Here is a 16674-nt window from a genome sequence, read left to right on the forward strand (position 1 = left end):
CCAGGGGCTATCAGGCAGAGTCCATGCGGACATTCCCTCTTTTCGGTTATTCCAAGCGGTTTATAAAACGCCGAACAGCGAGTCATCCTCACCTTCGGAGAAATCAGCTTCATGCTCCGCTTGGTAGGCCTCCCAGGACTCTTTGTCCCAGATCTCCAGAAAGTCAATAGAACCGATAACCACACACTCTTTTGAGAGATTCGCGTACCGACGGTGATCCATCGATAACGTGATTCGCCCGGAACCATCGGGGCGCTGCTCATCGGTGCTCGCCGCAAGATTTCGAATGAAAGCTCGCGCCTTGGCATTCGTACGAGAGGCCTTAGTGGCCCGCTGAGCTAGTTTGACGAACTCCTCTTTCGGATACACCGCCAGAGAATGATCCTGCCCTTTAGTGACCATCAGGCCACCTGCGAGATCCTCGCGGAACTTCGCCGGCAACGTCAGGCGCCCTTTGTCATCAAGTTTCGGAGTATAGGTGCCCAGAAACATGCGTCACTGGCCTCCTATCCCCGTGTCAACCTCAATGTCAACGCACAAACGCTTACCGAATCCGGGGATTTAGGCATTGCCTTCAAGCAGAGCCGGAGGGCCGTGCTTTTCCCGCCGTGCCAAAATCTCGCCAAACTTTAAGCGCAAATCGGATATTCACTTCTGCAATGTTGACCAACCTCAATCAACATCACGCCCCACTTTACCCCACTATCTGCCACTATCAACATAAGAAGGAGAAAAATAGCCGCAATATCAGCGCAACCCCACCGCTGCGACATCTAATTTAACCCAGTTGACATGGGCTTTTAAAGAAAATCGTCGACAATTAAAGTGTGAACAAAAAGTGGGGCACCCACCCGCAACCCCACAGATAACGACGCCACACCAACCACATAGTTAACAACAGGCGGCCTACACCCCAATACACACCACTTACCTACTAAAAACTATCCAGATTCAACCTGGTCGCCGGACTTAGCCCGCTGAACTGCAACTTTGTTTCGCCGGAGCCAAACTCTCAGGAATGCCGGCAACGACTGCAGATAAGAATTCCTCCATCCCAATGGCTAAGTGGAGGAAAGTGGGGACTCGTGGTGGGGCAAAGTGGGTGAGATCTTGTGGAGACGATTCGCGTCTAGAAAAACAAAAAAGTGAGGGCAAGCCAGCGGTGGCTTGCCCTCACTTTTTATCTTTAAGGCCTGTCCCCTAACGCCCCTCGAAGCGGCCACGGAAACGCGATTCCAACGTGGAGTCACCAGAGGAACCACGACCACCCGAGGCTCCTCGACGACTCTTTGCCGCCCCGGACTTAGACTTTCCAAAGTTCAGCCCCGAAGCAGAACTAGACTTCTCCTGCCTACCGGCGCCAGTCAGAGCCCAAACGCCGGAACCGAACATAAGACCAAAGCCGGCTACCGACAACACAATGAACCAATTGCTCACAGAGAAAAGAGCGACGCCGCCAATCAGCATCAGCAGACCAAGGAGCATGAGCGCAAAAACCTGGATCGAAAACCCACGGGGTGCGCTGTTTTCCTCCGGAAAGCTGAACGCATTTCCGGCCATCGTCGAACTAAATTTAGGATCCTCAGCGTAGAGTGCAGACTCGATTTCGTCGAGCATCCGCTGTTCGTGCTCAGATAGTCCCACAATTCCTCCATCGCCTACTTGAGCATTGCCCACCGCGATACTGGCGAGCCTCGACCCTTCAACTAACAGTGCCGATACAGCAAAGTTAATCACAGGCCACCTACTGCTAACGCGGCGTCCGTTAGCTTCATTCTTACCCCTTCAACGGGTGACTCACCCCTATTGTTCCATGAATCCCAACAATCCCCCATTTATTTAGGAAAGCAACGCTCTAACACGCTCCCACCGGCTTACGCAGCCGCGGGCAGAACACCCAGCTCGGCCCGGACAGCCCCCAAGAATGCACAACTTAAATCCCACAACTCCTGTGCCCGCCGCGAGTCAATGCGACGCGAAATACCCAACCGGACTTCCTCACGCAGTGCGGTGAACTGCTCGAATTTGGTGACCCAGCTATCAAATTCGGGCTGCTCTTTCCTTAAACGCAACCAGGCACTCTGTGTTGCCGAACGACGACGCCTAACTGCTGAGCCCGAACGAGAGCCCGAGCCAGAACCCCCAGCCACCGATGCATCGTCGCGATTCAACAGCGCGCCTGCGCAGCGCAGTGCCGCACAGTAGGAAAGCTCCAGCATCTCATCAGAGCCAGCATTCCGAGCATTCACTAGCAGAGCCTCTGCCCGCCCCAGCAGCTCCAGCGATTGCTTTGAGACACCGACCGGGGCGACCGAACCCGACTGCGAAATCGCCCTAAACTCCACCACGTTCGACCTTGCCACCGCCCTGCTTCTCCTTTCACACAGCATTCACATGAGCACAGATTTTCCGCTTCTCCTTAGCGGGATTGACTGCAATTTATCCCCAACCCCGGACTGCGCCAGGCATAGTTTCGCACACCTGTTCGACCCGATGTTATTGCAGTAATCTCACAACTAAGTTCGTCTAAGTCGCTAATCTGGTCACTGTGAAATACAGCGTGGTTCCGATGACAGCAGGAGACTTCAATCTCCGCCTGCAAGAAGCAGTGGCTCTCTACATCACCGCGATGCAGTACAACCCCGCAATCTTGCCCGGTCGTCTCCATGAATGGCAGAAGCAAACCACTCAACCCGGCTTCATGGCTGCTGCAGCCATAGCTCACCCCGAAGAGCTCTCCCCTGCCCAGGCTCTCCGCGACCCGCGCTGCAGGTTGGTTGGCATCGGCTACTGCCGCACAGGATTGGACACGCACTGGTGGTATCGCCAGGTAAGAGATGGACTGCTCATGGACGGGCGCTCGCTACCGGACGTCGTCAAGCTCTTGGGAAACTACGCCGAACTGTCTGAGATTCACATACACCCCAGCTTTCAGGGACGGGGACTCGGTAAACGGCTGCTCCGCGAGTTGGTCGATTCCCGCCCAGACACGCGAGTTCTGTTGTCAACGCCGGAATACCCGAATGAGGCCAATAGGGCATGGCAGCTCTACCGCCAATTTGGTTTCAAGGATGTTTTAAGGAACTTTTATTTCACAGGGGACTCCCGTCCCTTTGCAGTTCTAGGAGTAGATCTTCCCCGTGACATCATTACCGAGTGAACCTTCCACACCACGTCGACGGCTTTCGCTTCTGCGCATTACCACAGCAATGGCAGGGATTGCCGCCATCTTGCCGCTCAGCGGCTGCTTTGACGCGCAGGCTGGCATTACCATTTCCGGCGATGACAGGGTCTCGGGCACAATTCACGTAACGCCCACGGAGGAAGTCCGTTCCCAATTTGAGCAGTGGCAAGTGCCGGAAGATCTCTCCGACCGCGTCTCACAGGGAGAAATCGACTCCTCCATGGGAAAGATGGAAGTCTCGTTCAACGAGCTGCACTTCATTGAACTCACCGATACGCTCCGACAGTTTTCCGACGATCGCATAGACATCGACCTAGACCGTACCGGTGGCGGCAAGATTTCGATGAACGGTCACATGGATTTGACTCATCTGCCCGGCGCGAAGGTTGATTTCGTCGTCGCGTTCCCGGAGCAGGTTACTGACTCCAATGGCCGCCAGACCGAACCGAACAAGGTGGAGTGGCAGCTCGCCAGTGGCGAGAACCATAATGTATGGGCTTCGTCGCCGGCTGGATCCACCAAGCGGAATCAATTCCTCTTGTTTGCCGGTGTGACCACAGCCGCCGGTGTCCTGGCTTCAGTACTAGGCGTCCTGTGGGCGCGAAGAATCCGCGACATGCAGGACTTTTAGCAATTAAAAACCGCCGCGCAGCATATCCTGGCCGGTGCCCCATGCGGGTGCCATGCCGAGGTTGTGCAAAACCTCCTGGGAGGCGCGGGCGAAGTTCATAGTCATAAAGTGCAGCCCCGGCACGCCTTCGGCGATGAGACGCTCTGCCATGTTGGTCGAAAACTCGATACCAATCTTGCGAATCTCATCCTTATTGGCCTGCTCGTCACCATCTGCTGCCTTAATCAGGCGTTCCTCCAAATCGGATGGCAACTGAGCCCCTGAGAGCTCAACCTGCCTGCGCACTGAGCGCAGCGACGTAATCGGCATCAGCCCCGGAATGATGGGCTTGGCACCTTGCACTGGGTCGGCTTCCACCAGGCGGTCTCGAAGGCGCAAGTAGTGCTCAATATCGAAGAACATCTGAGTAATCGAGTATTCGGCTCCCGCGCGCAGCTTGGCAAGCGTGTACTGCGTGTCATGGTCCAAATCTGGCGAGCGGTAGTGTCCTTCCGGGAACGACGCAATGCCGATTTCAAATTTTTCGAACTCCGGCTCGGCCTTAATCAGCTCAATCAGCTCGCTGGCGTAGTGCAGACCACCCTCGGTCTCCACCCAAGGACCAAGGGGGTCTCCCGGCGGATCACCACGCAGAACGAGCAGATTAGTCAGCCCCGCGCTGAGGTAAGAACGCAGGATTTCTCGCAGCTCGTCGACGGTGTGCTCTACCAATGTCAGGTGCACAAGCGTTGTAAGCGGCTGCTTCGAAACGCGCTGGGCGATTCGCAGGGTGCGGTCGCGGCTAGAACCACCGGCGCCGTATGTCACCGATGCAAAGGAGGCGCCAAGATCATGGAAAGCCTCAGCTGCTCGGAGAAGACGTTCCTCGGCCGCGTCGTCACGCGGAGGCATGAACTCGACCGAGAAGGGAATACTGCCCGCGCTCGGCATTGAAAGAGCCTGGCGGATCGTCACTTGGCGGCCTGGCGACAGTGGCATTGTTGAGGACATAGTCACTCATACTAAGCGGTGTCCTATTCTTGAGTCAGCATTACCCGTCATCGACGAGAGGCTCACATGAGCGAAGAACTGGATTTGGCCGCGCTGCAGCCCCGCGAAGTACCAGCTGCTGTTACCAAAACGCTGGAGAATTACCTCAAAAGCCGTGGCGACGATGTCGCGTCGGTCGATGCGGTGTACACCGAGGCCATAGATTCGCTCCACTCCTTCGTCCTCAATGGGGGCAAGCGCGTGCGTCCAGCCTTCGCCTGGCAGGGGTGGTTGGGAGCAGGCGGACTCGAAGGCCGTTTCTCCCCAGCAGAGGATTCCCAGGCTGTGATGAACGCGGTGAGTGCCCTGGAGCTCATTCAAGCCTGCGCACTCATTCATGACGACATCATCGATGACGCTGATACGCGCCGTGGCGCACCGACTATCCACAAGGTATTCGAGGCCAAGCACGAGGCCAATAGCTGGAATGGAGCCGCCGACCGCTTCGGTATTTCGGCCGCAATTCTCATTGGCGATGTCGCTTTGACCTGGGCTGATGACATGATGCACTCTTCAGGTCTCAGCTCGGAGGCACTAACCCGCGCACTTGTCCCCTGGCGGGCTATGCGCACTGAAGTACTTGGCGGCCAACTGCTCGATATCACGGCCGAAGCCAGCCGGGACAGTCGCGTCGAGACCGCTGAGAAAATCAATCTGTTCAAGACCGCCGCCTACACCATCGAGCGGCCTCTCCACATTGGTGCCGCGATTGCCGGCGCGCCAGCGGAATTGGTTGAGGCCTACCGCAGCTTCGGCCGCGATATCGGCGTGGCATTCCAGCTCCGCGACGATCAGCTTGGCGTTTTCGGTGATCCCGAAGTCACGGGCAAGCCCGCCGGCGATGACCTCCGCGAGGGCAAGCGAACCGTCCTGGTCGGCCAGGCTTTGAGCCTCTACCGCGATTCCGCACCTGAAAAGGCCCGCTTTATCGATGAACGCCTGGGAACAGTCTCGTCTGCTGCAGAAATCGATGAGCTACGCAATCTTATCGCTGAATCCGGAGCTGCCGATGCCGTCGAACGTGAAATTGACCGCCTGACCAGCCGCGCTTTCTCCACTATCGAGAATGCAGACCTGCCTGCAACCTCGCGCGAGAACCTCATTGCTATGGGCGTTCGCGCCACCGCTCGTCAGCATTAGACCAGGTGTTGCGTAGTCATGCCCGCTGCTTCCCCCACTCGTGCCCTCAGTAATTCCCCGCGTCTGCGACGTGCGATCACTCGTCCTCATAAGGGCGCCACACCACGACTGACCATCATCGGCGCAGGCCTGTCCGGACTTACCGCCGCGCTCTACGCCATCGCCGATGGCTACGATGTCACCGTTGTCGAGCGGGAAAGTTTCGTCGGCGGACGCTGCGCCAGTGAACCTGTCACCGTCGAGATCGACGAGCAATCGCTCACCGCAGTCTTCGACACTGGCGCAACTGTATGGACCATGCCCTCGCTTGTCGACGATGCCCTCGCCGCCGTCGGCCTCTACGCGCGCGATATCGACCCGGGTTTTTCGGCCTCCCCAATCACGCCCACCTACCGTGCGGAATTTGCCACCCGCGGCGGGCTCGACGTGTTTTCCAACGAAGACATGATGGCCGATGAGCTCGCCCGCTTCGGCGCCTCTGACTCCACCGTCACCGGCTACCGCAAACTCCGCACGTGGCTGCAAAGTCTCTTCAATGCCTGCTTCGACAACTTCATGTCCCGCAGCTTTGACCGCGTTACGGACCTATTCACCGGGCCCGGCGCGCTTCGCGACCTCACTACGCTCCTCCGACTCGGTGCCTTCGGCGCCCTCGAACCTAAGATTCGTGTCTTCCTCGGAGATAATGATCTCGCTCGCGTTTTCAGCTTCCAGGCGCTTTACGCAGGTGTACCTCCTGCTAAGGCCCGTGCGGTCTACGGCTGCATTTCCCACATGGATACCTCGATGGGGGTTTACTATCCGCACTCCCCCGCATTTGGTTCGGGTATAGGCGCCGTCAGCGAGTTGCTCGCCGAGGCCGTCCGTCGAGCTGGCGGCACCATCGACTTCGGCGTTGATGTCACTGGGCTGAAGCTCGACGAGGCAGGCTTTGTCTCCGCCGTCACCACGGCAACTGGCGAGCGTCCCGCCGATGCCGTCATCGCTACTACCGATTTACCTGTGGTGCAGAGCTGGCTTCACGACGCGACTACCTCTGCCGCCAGTAGCTCATCGAAGTGGCGAGGCCTTCGGAGCGTCGTAAAGCGGACAGGAGCGCGGCGGCTGTTCCCGGTTCGATTTTCCCCATCGGCGGTGGTGGCGCACGGACTGATTCCGGTTTCGGAGACGACGACGTGGCCGAAACGGCATCACCTGATTTCGTTTGGCGAAAAGTGGAACGAGACCTTTGAAGAAATCTCGTCACCGCGTCATGGAAAGCTAATGTCGGACCCGTCATTGCTGGTCACCCGGCCTGCGGTGAGCGCGCCGGAGCGTATCGTCACAGATGCGAACGGCGTGCAGTGGGAGCCTGTCAGCGTGCTCGCGCCGTGCCCCAACTTGCAGTCGGCCAATCTGATTTGGTCGCGAATCGGTGGGGACTACGTCGCGAAAATAACCGCTGAGCTGGAGCGGCGCGGACTGACCGGGATCTCTACGAAGTGGCGAGTCGGTCGGATCGATACCCCTCAACAGTGGCAAGAACGTGACATGGGCGTTGGCTCGCCGTTTGGGCTGGCGCATCTGTTCCGACAGACGGGGCCATTCCGTCCCCGCAACTTCTCTCCGAAGATGCCAAAGAATCTGACGCTGGCGGGATCGACGACGGTGCCGGGAGTTGGCGTGCCGACGGTCATGATTTCTGGACGACTTGCGGCACAGCGGTTTGAAACGCCTTAGCTCCTGAATGTCTCCCGGATGTCTGCCGGTGGTCACTGACCAACTAGGATTAATGCATCAGCAATGTATCGATTGTTTAGGTTGACATGAATTTATCGCGGAGTGCTCAGCTGGGTGTCTACGGTGGCATCCTCATTGCTCTGGGCTCCTACGGTTCCGGTGCGAACCGCTACCGTGGCGGCCTTGTCCACGCTCTGGGACTCGACTGGATCACCTACGGTCACGGTCAGATTTTCTGTGAGATTGTGATTTGGGTAGGTATCGCCCTGCTGCTTATCTCGTGGCTGCGCATCGGGCGGGAACTGCTGTTCTCGACGGGGACTATCCGGGACATTGTGGCCGGTTCTGCCCATTCTGGCGACGCAGCAGACGCTATGGCGTCAGCGAACGCTGGCGGCGATGAGTCCACGTTGCGCCGGTTTAATTCAATCCTGTTGGCCTGGGCAATTCCCCTCGCGCTGGCCGCACCGCTGTTCTCTCGCGATGTCTATTCGTATCTCATGCAGGGCGCGATGGTCCGCGATGGGTTTGATCCCTACACCGAGGGAGCTGCAGCCAATCCAGGGCCAATGCTGCTGGAGGTATCCGCAGACTGGCGGAACACCACCACCCCATATGGCCCGCTGCATCTGGGAATTGGCGAGGTCATCACGCGGCTTGTCGGCGACAACATCACCGTCGGCGTGATTCTCTACCGCATCGTGTGCCTGCTGGGCTTCGCCGCCATTGTCTGGTCGATCCCGCGAATCGCCCGGGAGCTTGGAGCAAATCCGGCTTTCGCACAGTGGCTCGGAGTGCTCAATCCACTGGTGCTACTGCATCTGATTGCGGGTATGCACAACGAAGCACTGATGGTCGGCTTGGTCAGCTTGGCGCTCGTCGCCGCACTGTGCATGGAGCGCATGCGGGGTGGCCTGGTCGCCGCTGTCCTCATCGGAATCGGCGTCGCGCTGAAAGCCACCGCTGTCTTGGCGCTGCCCTTCGTCGTGTGGATCGTGCTGACTAGGAGCGAGCCCATCACCACGCTTCATAAGATGCTGCGCAAGATTCCGGCGATTGCCGGTGTGGGCATCGCGTTGGTCGCAGTCTGCGTCGGCACGCTTGCAGTGGTGACGTGGCTGACCGGCTCGAGCTGGGGCTGGATCTCTGAGATCAGTGGCAACACCAAGGTGATTAACCCCCTGGCAGCACCGTCAGCGGTAGCTGGTGTGGTCTCCGGTGTCATGGCGTGGTTCAACGACGACATCGGTTTCAACGTCATCGTCAGCCACACACGCGTGGTCTCCTCCGTCATCATGCTGGTGGGGCTCGTTATTTCCTGGTTCTACTTCCGAGCCACCCCTCGTAACAATGTCGCTGGCATGATTGCCGCATATGTGGTGGCCTGCGTCTTTAATGCCGTGGCACTGCCCTGGTACTACGCCAGCTTGCTGACTCCCATGGGAACGATTCGCCCGCCACGATGGGTGATTCAAGGCACCGTATTGTTCACATTCATCCTGTCGCTGTCGTTCGCCGGCGGCGGCAATCACCGCTTCTACGACGTGCCCTGGATGGTTATCATCACCGTTCTCGGCTGGTTGGCCGTCAGCTGGCTGACCACTGGAAAATTCAGCTGGAAGTACCCGTGGCGCGACGATAAAACCACCGCAGACACGGATTCCACGGTGGCGCCCCTGCCGCGGTCGACCGAGGTCGCCTAGTTGTCCATGCCCACCCCACAGCCTCTCTCGACCGTCGCGCTACCACAGTCCTACGAGCTCTGCCGCGATATTATGACCTCCCACGGTCGCACGTATTCCCTGGCCACGAGGCTTTTGGCACCTCGCCAACAGCGTGCGGTGTGGTCTCTCTACGCCTGGGCGCGCATTGTCGATGACTACGTCGACTGCCCCGCCGATGCCGACCGCTCGCCCACGCACATCGAAGCCACGGTCACACGCTTAAGCGAGCTTTTCCACTCAGCTGTCGTCATCGGTTCGCTTGACGACGTCCACCGCGGCCGCGACCGTGCCGTCATCTCGGCGGCCGCACAGACTTTTCGCGACTACGACATCGATCCACAGCTCTCTGCGGACTTTGTTCACTCCATGCTGATGGACGTGCCCGACACATCCTGCCATATTGCGCATTTTGAAACATGGGAGCAGCTCGACTCGTATATGTGGGGCTCCGCAGCAGTCATCGGCCTTGAGATGATGCCCATCCTAGGCACCCGCACAGGGGTCTCCTGTGAGGAAGCCACCCCCTACGCAGAGTGTCTGGGAAAAGCCTTTCAGGTGACAAATTTCCTCCGCGACATCGCCGAGGATTTTCGCCGTGGCCGTATTTACCTACCGCTGAATGAGTGGGAGGCCTTCGGAGTGGGTACCGAGGAAATCGGCTACTGCGCCGCCACGGGACAGACGACCCCGGCGGTACGTCAGGCATTGGCCTACTTCATCGCTCGCAACCGCGCGCTCTATGCCGAAGCCAGCAGCGGCGTGGACATGTTGGGGGTGCCAGGGCGTCAGGCTATCCGTGCCGCGGAGATTCTCTACTCTGATATTCTCGGCGAAATTGAGCGCATGAACTACAACGTCTTTGCGCAACGCGCTCACGTGGGACGCGCTCGAAAAGCAAAAATCGCCCTCCCACTGCTTTTCACAGCAGTGGCCGGGCGATTACGACAGGAGCTATCGGGGGCGTAGGACGCGGGCGTAGGACGCCGTCCGGGTTTTACAACGCCATAGCCTGTGCGCGGCGCATTACTTCGCGAGCGAGGTGACCGTGCAGGGCATCCACCGGACGCCCAGGCAGAGAATCATCTTCGGAAACAGCCACTCCAGCGATTCTTCTCGCGTGTAGCCGCCGTCGGCAAGCAAGGCGAGTGCGCCGGGAACAAAACGAGCGACTTCGTCGCCCTCGAAGAAGCGAGCGGGAATTTGTGGAACGCCATCGCGGTTGACTGCAATAAGGCGCCCCTCCTGCAGCAATGCGTGAATACGGGTGACAGCGACACCAATGAGGTCGGCGGCATCGGGCAGCGCAAGAGTGGGTTCGTCGGCGCTGAGGACATCGTGGCAAGTTGGAATCTTTCTCACACTGGTCACTTTAGCGCGTTGGCTTCGCGGTAGGTACGTCCCCATATACTTGTTGGAAGCAACTGATTGGAATAGGGAAGGCTGGTTTATGTCGCAGCTTGTCGAGGGGCAGATTCTCGATGGTCGCTACCGTATTGGAGCCACCATCGCACACGGTGGGATGAGCACCGTGTACTGCGCCACCGATTTGCGGCTCGATCGCAGGGTGGCCGCAAAGGTCATGGATCCGCGTTTTGTCGACGACGAATCTTTCCGCATCCGCTTCGAACGTGAGGCCCGCGCGGTCGCGCACCTCAATGACGAGTCGCTCGTCAACGTCTACGACCAGGGCACGGATCCGGCGGGACATGTGTTCCTCATTATGGAATTCGTCGACGGGGGGACCCTCCGCGAGCTGCTCCGTCAGCGCGGTCCGATGCCTCCGCATGCAGCTGCCGTCGTGATGCGCTCGGTTCTGCGCGCTCTATCGGTGGCGCATTCTCGCGGCATGGTGCACCGAGATATCAAGCCGGAAAATGTGCTGATTGCTTCGGACGGGCGGGTGAAGCTGGCGGATTTCGGTCTAGTGCACGCGGCCGCTGATGCCAAGGTGACCTCTAACTCGGTCATCGTCGGCACCGTCGCTTATCTGGCTCCGGAGCAGGTCACGGGTGAATCCATCTCCCCTGCCTCCGATGTGTATGCGGCGGGTATTTTGCTCTTTGAGCTACTTACCGGCACCACTCCATTCATCGCCGATTCCTCACTGGGCGTTGCCATGAAGCGATTGAACGAAGATGTCCCGCCACCTTCGGAGCTCATCGACGGCGTTCCCGAGGAGTTCGACGAGTTGGTCGCCCACGCTTGTTCCCGCAGGCCGGAGGATCGGTTTGAGACGGCCGAGGAATTCGGTGACGCCCTCGAAGACATTGCGGACAAGCTCGCGCTGCCCCCATTCCGCGTGCCGTCGCCCGTAAATTCAGCAGCCGCCAACGCTGCCGCCATGGAGGGGCTCACAGAGGACTTCCACCGACCGCGCAACGACCATTTCGATGACCGACACGGCACCGCAGAGACGGCACCCGAGCGCTTCGGTCACGACGGCTATGGCTTCTCGACGGACGTACCCGGTAACCCCGTTTCTTCCCGACCACCGGGACCACCGAATATTTTCGATGATTTCGACGACCCGAATGCGGGGCGGACACGCACTTTCAATCGCCATGACGGGTACAACCCCACTGGCTGGGAATCCCCGGAGCCGTCTGGTGGAGCTCTCGTACCAGCCGACGTCCCGGGTGCTCCGGAATATCCGCTGCCGCCGGACACTCAGGGCGCACAGCACCCGCAGCATCCGCAGCCGCGATCTGCTCAGACTCAGACGCCGAAGAGCCGTCGAGCTACCCGACAGCGGACGCGCCGTGGATGTGCATTGTGGCTGATTATCGCCCTGGTTGCCACGTTGGGCATGGGGCTTGGCGCATGGTGGCTGGGCTCTGGCCGTTACGGCGAAGTGCCTTCTATCGCTGGGCTGTCACAACCACAGGCGATGACCGCAATCAGTGAGGCGGGCTTTGAACCGGTGGTTGATGAGCGCTACGACAACGATGTCGCAGTGTCCCAGATTATTGGCTCGGACCCTCTGGCTGGAGCGCGGGTTGTCCGCGGTGATGATGTTCGCGTACTGGTCAGCCTTGGCCGCCCGACTGTGCCCGCATATCCCGCGAACCACTCAAAGGAAGTGTTCAGCGCTGCCCTAGCTAAGCGGACGTTGAAAGAAGAGGTCGGAGACCCCGTCTTTTCCGATGATGTCTCCACGGGCGGCTTGGTCTTTGCGGTTCCTGCTCCAGGACAGACCGTCGAAGTTGGCTCAGTTGTGACTGTGCATTACTCCCAGGGTCCAGCACCGGTGAAGGTGCCAAAGATCGTGGGGCTTCAAGAGGATGAAGCTCGTGAGCTGTTGAGCAAGGCCGGGCTGGAAGTCCGGGAGGTATCGGCGGAGTTTTCCTCCTCTGCTGAGCCGGAAGAGGTTCTTTCCGTGTCTCCTGAGGAAGGCACTGGCCTCGAACGCGGTAGTTCTGTGACGTTGACCATTAACAACGGCATCGAAGTGCCCAATGTAGTGGGCAAGTCGGAGGATACTGCTCGTCAAATTCTGCAGCGCGAGGGCATTGAGGTAAGCGAAGTAAAGGACGCGTCCTCCTCCTCGCGCGACTACGGCCGTGTTGACGCAGTCTCACCAAGTGCAGGTCGTCTGGTTAACCCCAATGATGCGACTGTCACGCTGACCGTGTCCAGAGCAGTGAAGGTTCCGCAGCTGCTGGGTAAAACTGTTGCGCAGGCACGTCGTGAAGCGGAGAAACAGCATCTTCAGCTCGACATCGACGGCTCTGCGAACGATGACGATCGCATCGTATTGCAGTCACCCCGACCGGGCGCTAAGGCCACGGCGGGTGACAGCATTTCGGTCAGCACTCTGTAAAAAAGTGCGGCGCTCTACTGAGTGCGGTGCTGCACTAGCTGGGCTAGTTGTACCTAGCTGAGCTGGTTGCAACTAGTTGCGCAGCATCTCGGCAACCAGGAAGGCCAGCTCCAGCGACTGCTGAGTGTTCAAACGCGGGTCACAGGCGGATGCGTAACGGCCTGACAGATCGACATCGGAAATGTCCTGCGCGCCACCGAGGCACTCAGTGACATCTTCGCCGGTCAGCTCCACGTGGATACCACCCGGGTGCGAGCCGATCGAGCGGTGCACCTCGAAGAAGCCCTGAACCTCGTCGACAATGCGGTCGAAGTGGCGGGTCTTGTAACCATTGGAGGCCGAGTAAGTGTTGCCGTGCATCGGATCGCACTGCCAAATGACCTTGTGACCAGAAGCTTCCACAGCCTCAACGATGGGAGGCAGCACGGAGCGAACCTTGTCATTGCCCAGACGCGAAGTCAGGGTCAGGCGACCAGGCTGGAAGAACGGGTCGAGCTTGTCGGCGTAAGCGACAGCCTCCTCCGGCGTGGTGGTCGGGCCAATCTTCACACCGACGGGGTTGCCAATCATGGCAGCCAGGTTGATGTGGAAGTCCTCAATACCACGGGTGCGCTCACCAATCCACAGCTGATGCGCGGAGAGGTTGAACAGCTCCTGATTGCCATCGTTTTCAGACAGGCGCAGCATAGCGCGCTCGTAGTCAACAACCAGTGCCTCATGCGAGCAGTAAATTTGCGCGGTCTGCAGGTTCGAGTCCGCAACACCACAGGCAGCCATGAACCGCAGTGCGTGATCAATCTCGCGTGCCAGGTCCTCGTAGCGGGCACCAGCCGGCGAGTTGCTGACGAACTCACGGTTCCACTCGTGCAGACGATGCAGATCAGCGGTGCCCGAACCTGTCAGTGCACGTACCAGGTTCATCGCCGCAGAGGCATTGGCGTAAGCACGCACCATTCGAGCTGGGTCGTGAACTCGAGCTTCTTCAGTCGGCTCAACGCCGTTGACCATGTCGCCGCGGTAGCTAAGCAAGCCGTCGCCGTCGATGTCCTTCGAGCGCGGCTTAGCGTACTGACCAGCGATACGAGCCATCTTTACAACCGGGGTGGATGCGCCGTAGGTCAGCACAACGGCCATCTGCAGCAAGGTCTTCACATTGGCGCGAATGTGCGGCTCAGTATTGGACTCAAAGGTCTCCGCACAATCACCGCCCTGCAGCAGGAAGGCCTTACCATTAGCGACGTCGGCAAGCTCCTGACGAAGCTTACGAACCTCAGGCGCGACCACAATTGGCGGCACCGATTCGAGAATGCGACGCACGTTAGCAGCGGCGCGGGCATCCCAGCTTGGCTGCTGTAGGGCTTGGCGGGATACGACATCAGCAAAGCGCTCAGCCATGTCGCCGGGAAGCGGTGGCAGATCGGGCAGGTCATCTACAGGGAGATCAATAGTCCAACTCACAGAAGTTCATTGTAGTGCCCCTGCCAGAAGGGTGTTAGTCAGGTCACCAAATATTCGCATTCCGCTGCTTAATCAAGCGGCAACTTCTGGGCAATCTTTTGAAACTTCAGCAGATTGTGCTGGGCATCTGCCAGCGCATCGTGCTTACCTGCAGTCTGTTTTGGTAACCGTGGCTTGCCCGCCATCTCCCAGTACTGCTTGAGTTCACGGGTATAGCGCGGCATGAACTGCGGCAGCTTGGTCATATCGCCCCAAAGCTGCACCAACGCAATATGGTCGTAGGCGCCTACCCAGGCCCACAGCTCTGGACTGCCCGTACCGGGTTCGGTGAAAAATGCCAGCAGTTCCTCGCGGATCGTGTCCCGGTTCTTCCACAGCGGAGATGAGGGATTGGGCAGCTGATTGAGCACATTGGCCCGCACCCACGGCCCAGCCTTGCTCTCGTTGAACTCGGTAGACACCGCGTAGTACTCGCGGCCGTCCTCAGCTACGACACCGATGGAGACAAGATCAATAGTCTTGCCGTCTTCAATAAACTCGGTGTCATAAAAATAACGCACGGTGTGGAATCCTCTCCAGCCTCGGCCTCGCGTCGGCTACCTCGCGACCAAAAGACCGCGGAGCCCTACCGAGCAAATCTTCCCCATGCACCGAATCGCCTTAGGAAGTGTGCAGCCCCACTGTCGCGAAAACTATCTGCGCCTTATTATTCTAGCGAGCGCGTCGGAACCAGCGACGAGGGGTCGGCTTCGGCCCCGGAGCCGGAAAAGTCAGCTCTCCCCCCGGCTCGGTTCCCGCTGGATAGCCGTTGCCGGCCTCCAAGGACTTCTTCACATCAGTCGCATAGGCATCGACATATTCCTGACCCGAAAGCTTCTGAATTTCCTTAATCAGGTCATCCGTCAGTGCCCTGGCCGCTTCATACTCATCGCTGTACTTGGCTTTGTACTCCGACGGATCAATCGGTTCGCCGATAATCGTGCCCCCCTTCCCCGGACGAGGAATCCACGAGCCAATCGGGTTGGCCTTCTCCGTATCAATCATCGCCATTGGGAACACCGGCACACCGGCCTCCAGTGCTACACGTGCCGCACCGGTTTTCCCGCGGTACAGTCGACCATCCGGACTACGAGTGCCCTCCAAAGAAATGCCCAGCAGATCACCGCGTGACAGCACCTTCAAGCCTGCATTCAGCGCATCGCGGGCTGCATCACCAGAGGTACGGTCAATCGGCACCTGCCCCACCGAGGAGAAGAAGAACTTCTGAATACCGCCGACAAAGCCCGGCGTGGTGAAGTACTCTGCCTTCGCCAGGAACGTCAGCTGACGGCGGCAGACCAGTGGGAAGAAAAAGTGATCCATCACAGCAAGGTGGTTCGACGCCATCAGCGCTGGACCTTCCTGAGGAATCTTCTCACCACCGATGTAATACGGGCGATTATAGATCCGCAGCCAAGGGCCAATGAGGATGTACTTAAAGAACTTGTACCAGCGATTATTCACAGTTTAAAACTATACAGGTTCACGTGGCCCGGCGATCCATCTCCGCAGCCATTCCCCACCTTTTCGCGGGCGAATTCCCCTACAATCCCCCAATTGACGCTTTACGACGATGCCGCACCCTCGGCAGCCACGACGCTGCGCGCAATATCCGCTGCACCAATCAACCCGGCATCGGCACCCAGTTCAGCGACCCGCACATCCGCTACCGGACGATAGCCAGCACCGGTGAGATTGCGGGCAAACTCGGCCTTGACCTTGTCCAGGTATAAATCAGACGCCGAGGCAACACCGCCACCGATGACAATCAATTCCGGATCAAAGACATCGCCCACCATCGACAAACCACGCCCGAGCCAGGTAGCAAAGTCATCAATCGCAGCCAGAGCCAATTCATCCCCCTGCCTAGCAGCCGAGACGACATCGGTACCAGTTACCGAGCCGGCCACGAGCCCGTCGGTAAGCCGCG

15 protein-coding genes and 1 pseudogene are annotated in these 16674 nt (G+C 58.8%); 7 read left to right on the top strand and 9 right to left on the bottom strand.

Features of this window, described 5'->3' with window-relative positions; translation table 11 throughout:
* Nucleotides 1–60: 60 nt before the first annotated feature.
* The 3 genes from mraZ to HMPREF3011_RS02040 form a co-directional block, all read right to left on the bottom strand.
* Entirely contained in the window at nucleotides 61–492 is a 432-nt protein-coding gene (gene mraZ, locus HMPREF3011_RS02030; RefSeq protein WP_005510286.1) for a division/cell wall cluster transcriptional repressor MraZ, read from the bottom strand.
* 708 nt (nucleotides 493–1200) lie between these two features.
* Nucleotides 1201–1644 carry a DUF3040 domain-containing protein gene (locus HMPREF3011_RS02035; protein WP_070841171.1) on the bottom strand — a complete coding sequence of 148 codons (444 nt, stop codon included), beginning with the start codon at nucleotides 1642–1644 and terminating at the stop codon, nucleotides 1201–1203.
* A 230-nt stretch (nucleotides 1645–1874) separates the two neighbouring features.
* Nucleotides 1875–2363 (bottom strand): SAV_6107 family HEPN domain-containing protein, encoded by a 489-nt coding sequence (locus HMPREF3011_RS02040; RefSeq protein WP_049192944.1) that lies wholly within the window; start codon nucleotides 2361–2363, stop codon nucleotides 1875–1877.
* A 206-nt stretch (nucleotides 2364–2569) separates the two neighbouring features.
* Between HMPREF3011_RS02040 and HMPREF3011_RS02045 the strand changes: the two genes are divergently transcribed.
* Both HMPREF3011_RS02045 and HMPREF3011_RS02050 read left to right on the top strand, forming a co-directional pair.
* On the top strand, nucleotides 2570–3160 hold the full coding sequence (locus HMPREF3011_RS02045; RefSeq protein ID WP_070841072.1) for a GNAT family N-acetyltransferase: 591 nt from the start codon (nucleotides 2570–2572) through the stop codon (nucleotides 3158–3160).
* Nucleotides 3141–3815 (top strand): LppM family (lipo)protein, encoded by a 675-nt coding sequence (locus HMPREF3011_RS02050; protein ID WP_210401634.1) that lies wholly within the window; start codon nucleotides 3141–3143, stop codon nucleotides 3813–3815. The genes HMPREF3011_RS02045 and HMPREF3011_RS02050 overlap by 20 nt, the downstream gene beginning before the upstream one ends.
* A gap of 3 nt (nucleotides 3816–3818) precedes the next feature.
* On the opposite strand, the gene metF is transcribed toward HMPREF3011_RS02050, so the two are convergent.
* Nucleotides 3819–4805 carry a methylenetetrahydrofolate reductase [NAD(P)H] gene (gene metF / locus HMPREF3011_RS02055; protein ID WP_070841073.1) on the bottom strand — a complete coding sequence of 329 codons (987 nt, stop codon included), beginning with the start codon at nucleotides 4803–4805 and terminating at the stop codon, nucleotides 3819–3821.
* 66 nt (nucleotides 4806–4871) lie between these two features.
* Between metF and HMPREF3011_RS02060 the strand changes: the two genes are divergently transcribed.
* The 4 genes from HMPREF3011_RS02060 to HMPREF3011_RS02075 all read left to right on the top strand — a co-directional run bounded on the left by HMPREF3011_RS02060 (nucleotide 4872) and on the right by HMPREF3011_RS02075 (nucleotide 10393).
* Nucleotides 4872–5984, top strand: a complete 1113-nt coding sequence (locus HMPREF3011_RS02060) for a polyprenyl synthetase family protein (protein ID WP_049182151.1) — start codon at nucleotides 4872–4874, stop codon at nucleotides 5982–5984.
* Nucleotides 5985–6002: 18 nt separating this feature from the next.
* Nucleotides 6003–7703, top strand: a complete 1701-nt coding sequence (crtI, locus tag HMPREF3011_RS02065) for a phytoene desaturase family protein (RefSeq protein ID WP_070841074.1) — start codon at nucleotides 6003–6005, stop codon at nucleotides 7701–7703.
* An 86-nt stretch (nucleotides 7704–7789) separates the two neighbouring features.
* Complete coding sequence (locus HMPREF3011_RS02070; RefSeq protein ID WP_070841075.1) at nucleotides 7790–9406, top strand: alpha-(1->6)-mannopyranosyltransferase A; 1617 nt, start codon at nucleotides 7790–7792, stop codon at nucleotides 9404–9406.
* 6 nt (nucleotides 9407–9412) lie between these two features.
* Nucleotides 9413–10393, top strand: coding sequence for a phytoene/squalene synthase family protein (locus HMPREF3011_RS02075; protein ID WP_070841076.1), 981 nt, complete (start codon nucleotides 9413–9415; stop codon nucleotides 10391–10393).
* Nucleotides 10394–10421: 28 nt separating this feature from the next.
* Here HMPREF3011_RS02075 and HMPREF3011_RS02080 read toward each other — a convergent pair.
* Nucleotides 10422–10795 (bottom strand): annotated as a pseudogene (locus HMPREF3011_RS02080) (Rv2175c family DNA-binding protein).
* A gap of 79 nt (nucleotides 10796–10874) precedes the next feature.
* Between HMPREF3011_RS02080 and HMPREF3011_RS02085 the strand changes: the two are divergent.
* A complete protein-coding gene (locus HMPREF3011_RS02085) occupies nucleotides 10875–13247 on the top strand; it encodes a Stk1 family PASTA domain-containing Ser/Thr kinase (RefSeq protein ID WP_070841077.1) in 2373 nt (790 codons plus the stop codon).
* Nucleotides 13248–13319: 72 nt separating this feature from the next.
* Here the strand turns inward: HMPREF3011_RS02085 and HMPREF3011_RS02090 are convergent, their stop codons facing one another.
* From HMPREF3011_RS02090 to HMPREF3011_RS02105, 4 genes are all read right to left on the bottom strand, one after another.
* Nucleotides 13320–14705, bottom strand: a complete 1386-nt coding sequence (locus HMPREF3011_RS02090) for a class II 3-deoxy-7-phosphoheptulonate synthase (RefSeq protein WP_038625846.1) — start codon at nucleotides 14703–14705, stop codon at nucleotides 13320–13322.
* Nucleotides 14706–14773: 68 nt separating this feature from the next.
* Nucleotides 14774–15265, bottom strand: a complete 492-nt coding sequence (locus tag HMPREF3011_RS02095; RefSeq protein ID WP_016423018.1) for a polyadenylate-specific 3'-exoribonuclease AS — start codon at nucleotides 15263–15265, stop codon at nucleotides 14774–14776.
* Between the two features lie 151 nt (nucleotides 15266–15416).
* Nucleotides 15417–16208, bottom strand: a complete 792-nt coding sequence (locus HMPREF3011_RS02100; protein WP_070841078.1) for a lysophospholipid acyltransferase family protein — start codon at nucleotides 16206–16208, stop codon at nucleotides 15417–15419.
* Nucleotides 16209–16309: 101 nt separating this feature from the next.
* The coding region (locus tag HMPREF3011_RS02105) for an ROK family protein (protein WP_141764744.1) at nucleotides 16310–16674 on the bottom strand (365 nt) is incomplete at its 5' end.

This window comes from Corynebacterium sp. HMSC074C04 (genome assembly GCF_001838295.1).
In the GTDB taxonomy this organism is placed as follows: Bacteria; Actinomycetota; Actinomycetes; order Mycobacteriales; family Mycobacteriaceae; genus Corynebacterium; species Corynebacterium amycolatum.

Bases quoted from the DNA above. Each gene is read 5' to 3' on its own strand.
- mraZ (WP_005510286.1), bottom strand. From the start codon at position 492: ATGTTTCTGGGCACCTATACTCCGAAACTTGATGACAAAGGGCGCCTG.
- HMPREF3011_RS02045 (WP_070841072.1), top strand. From the start codon at position 2,570: ATGACAGCAGGAGACTTCAATCTCCGCCTGCAAGAAGCAGTGGCTCTC.
- metF (WP_070841073.1), bottom strand. From the start codon at position 4,805: ATGTCCTCAACAATGCCACTGTCGCCAGGCCGCCAAGTGACGATCCGC.
- HMPREF3011_RS02060 (WP_049182151.1), top strand. From the start codon at position 4,872: ATGAGCGAAGAACTGGATTTGGCCGCGCTGCAGCCCCGCGAAGTACCA.
- crtI (WP_070841074.1), top strand. From the start codon at position 6,003: ATGCCCGCTGCTTCCCCCACTCGTGCCCTCAGTAATTCCCCGCGTCTG.
- HMPREF3011_RS02070 (WP_070841075.1), top strand. From the start codon at position 7,790: ATGAATTTATCGCGGAGTGCTCAGCTGGGTGTCTACGGTGGCATCCTC.
- HMPREF3011_RS02075 (WP_070841076.1), top strand. From the start codon at position 9,413: ATGCCCACCCCACAGCCTCTCTCGACCGTCGCGCTACCACAGTCCTAC.
- HMPREF3011_RS02085 (WP_070841077.1), top strand. From the start codon at position 10,875: ATGTCGCAGCTTGTCGAGGGGCAGATTCTCGATGGTCGCTACCGTATT.